The following is a 3,327-nucleotide window of genomic DNA, read 5'->3' as shown; positions in this document are numbered from 1 at the left end:
GCAAGACGATGACGGCGTTGTCCCTGCTCGGACTGCTGCCCTCCGGCGTAGCCGTCACCGGCGGCCAGATCCTGTGGGACGGCCGGAACCTTGCGGGCGCGCCGGAAAGCGTAATGGAGGGTGTCCGGGGACGGGAGATCGCGCTGATCTCCCAGGAACCCATGCGGGCACTGGACCCCATGTTCACGGTCGGCTACCAGCTCATTTCGACCGTCCGGCGGCTGCGCGGCGTCGGGAAAGCCGAAGCCCGGGCCGAAGCTCTGGGCCTGCTCGAAAAGGTGGGCATCGTGGACGCCGCACGAATTCTCACGACCTACCCGCACCAGATCTCCGGGGGCATGGCGCAGCGCGTGGCCATCGCCCTGGCCCTGGCCGGGCGGCCCAGGCTGCTCGTGGCGGACGAACCCACCACCGCCCTTGACGTGACCGTGCAGGCGGAGATCCTCTCGCTGCTGCGGACGCTGGTCAAAGACACCGGCATGTCCGTGGTGATGGTGACCCACGACCTCGGCGTGGTCGCGGACATCTGCGACACCGTTGCGGTCATGTATGCKGGCCAGGTGGTGGAAAGCGGCCGGACCGCCAACATCCTCGACAACCCGCGCCACCCGTACACCCTGGCCCTGCTGGCCGCCGACCCGCACGCCAACACCGCCGCGGACATGCCCGAACGCCTCGCCACCATCAACGGCCAGGTCCCGCAGCCCAAAGACTGGCCGGGCGGCTGCCGGTTCATGGCGCGGTGCCAGTTTGCCGGTTCAGCCTGCGTGGCGCCCGTTCCGCTGGTGCCCTCCGGCTCCGACGACGGCGTGGTGCGCTGCGTCAAGGCCGATGAACTGGCCGTGGAGGGGCTGGAATGGGTGGCCACCGATGTACCGGGCCACCGGGTACTGGACGTTCGTTCGCGGGACATTCCTTCGCGGGACATTCCTTCGAGGGACATGCTTTCGAGAGACAATGTTGAGAGGGATAAGGCATGAGCGTCGAAACGGCAGCACGGCAGGACGAAACGGTACCGTCTCCCGGTCAGCCGCTMCTGGACGTGGCGGACCTGGTGGTCCGTTACGGCCGGGGCCGGAAGGCCGCCGCGGCGGCGGCGGTGGACGGCGTGAGCTTCAGCATCCGGCCCGGGGAAACCGTGGGGCTGGTGGGGGAGTCAGGCTCCGGCAAGTCCACGATCGGCAAGGCCATCCTGGGGCTGGAGAAGTGCAGCGGGGGTTCGATCCGGTACAACGGAACAGACATCACCCACGCCAGCCCGGCGCGGCGCCGCGAACTGGGCGGGGAGCTGAGGGCCGTGTTCCAGGACCCGAACTCCTCGCTCAACCCCCGGCAGACCATCGGCGCGTCGCTGGCCGAGCCGCTGCGGATCCGTGGCGTGGCCGCCGGGGAAGCCCGGCAGCGCGCCGAGGACATGCTGGTGCGGGTGGGACTTCCCCGTGAGGCCGTGGACCGGTATCCCGGGCAGTTTTCCGGCGGCCAGCGGCAGCGGATCGCCGTCGCCCGGGCACTGATCTGCGAACCGAACCTCGTAGTGTGCGACGAAGCGGTCAGCGCGCTGGACCTMTCGACCCAGGCCCAAGTGCTGAACCTCCTTGCCGACCTCCGGGACGAACGGGGACTGAGTTACCTCTTCATTGCGCACGATATCTCCGTGGTCCAGTTCCTCGCCCAGCGCGTYGTGGTTCTCTACCGCGGCCAGGTCATGGAAAGCGGGCCCGCTGCCGCCGTCACGGAGTCGCCCCACCACCCCTTCACCCAGGCGCTGGTGGCGGCCTCGCCCGTGCCCCGCCCGGCGGAACAGGCCGAACGGCGGCAAAAACGGGAAGCGCTCGGTGTCCGGACCGCGGCCGCCGCGGCCGCCGCGCCCGGCGGTTGCCCCTTCAGCCAGCGGTGCCCGCTGGCAACGGACCTGTGCCGTACCGAACGCCCAGTCCTGCGGACGGTGGGCGCGTCCGCCGTCGCCTGCCACTACGCCTGAGCCGCACGCCCCCGAATCCTGAGGCCGCCCCACCCGCGGCACCCTCAGCCCCTCCCACGAAAACCAGCACAAGAACGGAAGACACCACATGATCCCGGMACCCTGGTCCGCCACGATGATCGCCCCCGATCAGGACTTCGACGKCGCACCCCTCCTGCGCAAGGAATTCCGGCTCGACGAGGGCCACGGCGCCGTCGTGAACGCGCAGCTGCGGGCAACCGCCTTCGGAATCTACGAGGCACAGATCAATGGCATCCCGGTCGGCGAGGACGTTCTCAGCCCCGGCTGGAGCTCCTATGAATGGCGGCTGCGCTACCGCAGCTACGACGTGACCGCGCTCGTGGAGACCGCCACGGTGATCGGCGTTGCGCTTGGCAATGGCTGGTACCGCGGACGCCTGGCCTGGCACGGCAAATCGGGTCTGTACGGCGATGAGCTGGGATTCTTCGGTCAGTTGGACATCGAATTCGCTGACGGCCACGTCCAGACGGTTGCCTCGGACCCATCCTGGCAGTCGGGGCCGTCCGGCACCACAGCCAACGACCTCTACGACGGACAGGCCATTGACGCGCGGCGGGAACCGGAGGGCTGGGCCCGGCCGKGGTTCGACACCGGCGCCGCTGCGCCGGCCGGCACGCGGGCAGGCACTTGGGTTGGGGTCCACGAGCTGGAGTTCGACGCCGACAGGCTGGCGGACCCCGTCGGGCCGCCGKTGGTGCGCAACGAGGTCCTCACGCCGGTGGAGATCTTCACCTCACCGGGCGGCAAGACACTGGTGGACTTTGGCCAGAACCTCGTGGGCTGGCTGCGCTTCACCGTCCAGGGCGAGGCCGGCGCCACCATCACCGTGCGCCACGCCGAAGTACTGGAAGACGGCGAGCTAGGGACCCGGCCGTTGCGCTCGGCCGCGGCCACCGACACCTTCATTCTCTCCGGCGGCCAGGACTTCTTCGAACCGAGCAAGACCTTCCACGGGTTCCGCTACGCGGAGGTCTCCGGCTGGCCCGGCGAGTTGACCGCGGCGTCCCTTGAGGCCGTGGCGGTGCACTCCGCGCTTGAACGCACGGGCCGTTTCGAGTGCTCCAACCCGCTGGTGAACCAACTGCACCACAACATCGTCTGGGGCCTGAAGGGAAACTTCCTGGACCTCCCCACCGACTGCCCGCAGCGCGATGAACGCCTCGGCTGGACCGGGGATATCGCCGTATTCGCCCCGACGGCCGCCTTCCTCTACGACGTCAAGGGATTCCTGCAGGACTGGCTGCTGGACCTGGCCGCCGAGCAAAAAGCCGCCGGCGGGCTCGTTCCCATCACAGTGCCGGACGCGCTGAAGTACTGCCCCCAGC

At 69.2% G+C, this 3,327-nt stretch carries 3 protein-coding genes; all 3 read left to right on the top strand.

The window, feature by feature from the left end; genetic code table 11:
- Window positions 1–980, top strand: a 980-nt coding sequence (locus AC1DBQ_RS22555) for an ABC transporter ATP-binding protein (protein WP_476930635.1), incomplete at its 5' end; no start/stop codon positions are given.
- A complete protein-coding gene (locus AC1DBQ_RS22550; RefSeq protein WP_476930634.1) occupies window positions 977–1,981 on the top strand; it encodes an oligopeptide/dipeptide ABC transporter ATP-binding protein in 1,005 nt (334 codons plus the stop codon). The genes AC1DBQ_RS22555 and AC1DBQ_RS22550, both read left to right, overlap by 4 nt.
- Before the next feature lie 88 nt (window positions 1,982–2,069).
- The coding region (locus AC1DBQ_RS22545; protein WP_476930633.1) for a family 78 glycoside hydrolase catalytic domain at window positions 2,070–3,327 on the top strand (1,258 nt) is incomplete at its 3' end.

The organism is Arthrobacter sp. 10T413_2 (genome assembly GCF_056394205.1).
This window is presented reverse-complemented; position numbering and strand designations above follow the sequence as displayed.